Origin of the sequence: Nitrincola alkalisediminis (genome assembly GCF_009821115.1) — a bacterium.
In the GTDB taxonomy this organism is placed as follows: Bacteria; Pseudomonadota; Gammaproteobacteria; order Pseudomonadales; family Balneatricaceae; genus Nitrincola; species Nitrincola alkalisediminis.
Map to the genome: position 1 here is coordinate 1 of NZ_VYTY01000031.1, position 1,209 is coordinate 1,209.

Genomic DNA, 1,209 nt, shown 5'->3' on the forward strand with positions numbered 1-1,209 from the left:
GGGCTGCTCCCCGTTCGCTCGCCGCTACTTAGGGAATCTCGGTTGATTTCTTTTCCTTCGGGTACTTAGATGTTTCAGTTCCCCGAGTTCGCCTCTAAAAGCCTATGTATTCAGCTTAAAGATACCTGACACTTTAATGATTCTCAGTAAGCACCCTGTGTTTGAACAAGGGGGCTTTGACCGACGCTATGCGTCGTTAAAACCATTAAAGTGTCAGGTGGGTTTCCCCATTCGGACATCTCCGGATCAAAGTCTGTTTGCCGACTCCCCGAAGCTTTTCGCAGGCTACCACGTCCTTCATCGCCTCTGACTGCCAAGGCATCCACCGTGCACGCTTATTCACTTGACCATATAACCCGAAGGCGTCTGTTCAATTGATGTTTGCTAGTAACGATCGATTTCGCCGGTTGGCGCTTGTATTTCTACAAGACAATCTATTTCTTTCAGTTCAAATTGTTAAAGAGCGAATACGTCCACGGATGGACCGTATGCCGAAAAGAGCCACGGATGGCGGTTCGGCTAACGCCTAAGCGTTAAATTATCGATTCAGTTTATTGGGCCTACGCCTTAAAACCGATAATTTAAAACTTTTGGTTACTTTTTAGCTTCCATCAGGCAATGCTGTAATTCTTGTTTTCTTTACCATTCTAAGGAATGGTGGAGCTATGCGGGATCGAACCGCAGACCTCCTGCGTGCAAAGCAGGCGCTCTCCCAGCTGAGCTATAGCCCCGTACTTATTTCATACGGAAAAACCGCATAATTTTACGTGAGACAAGGCGTTTTTAAGTGAAGCATAGTCAACTATGCGAGCTTAAAAACAACGACGTATCGCGTAAAATTTGGTAGGCCTGAGTGGACTCGAACCACCGACCTCACCCTTATCAGGGGTGCGCTCTAACCACCTGAGCTACAAGCCTATTTCTTGATGTCTTTTTAGACCAGCTCTGCGTTGCTTTTCTCTTTCGCTCAGTTATGTAGCTATCTACACGCCTTCGCTCATTCAAAAAGCGCCTTGATCTGATCAAAAAACCCTATCAAGCACAGCTCTACTCAGAACATCTCGCTCTCTTTATTAACTAACCAGGTAATGCGTGTGGACACTTGAACAGGCCAAGCTATCGTTTAAGGAGGTGATCCAGCCCCAGGTTCCCCTAGGGCTACCTTGTTACGACTTCACCCCAGTCATGAATCACACCGTGGTAACCGTC

2 tRNA genes and 2 rRNA genes are annotated in these 1,209 nt (G+C 47.0%); all 4 read right to left on the bottom strand.

Annotated features, from left to right (window positions below):
- Window positions 1-349, bottom strand: a 23S ribosomal RNA gene (locus F5971_RS18295); the annotation flags it as partial.
- A gap of 306 nt (window positions 350-655) precedes the next feature.
- A tRNA-Ala gene (locus F5971_RS18300) sits at window positions 656-731 on the bottom strand.
- Window positions 732-841: 110 nt separating this feature from the next.
- Window positions 842-918 (bottom strand) — tRNA-Ile (locus tag F5971_RS18305).
- Between the two features lie 206 nt (window positions 919-1,124).
- Window positions 1,125-1,209 (bottom strand): 16S ribosomal RNA (locus tag F5971_RS18310); the annotation flags it as partial.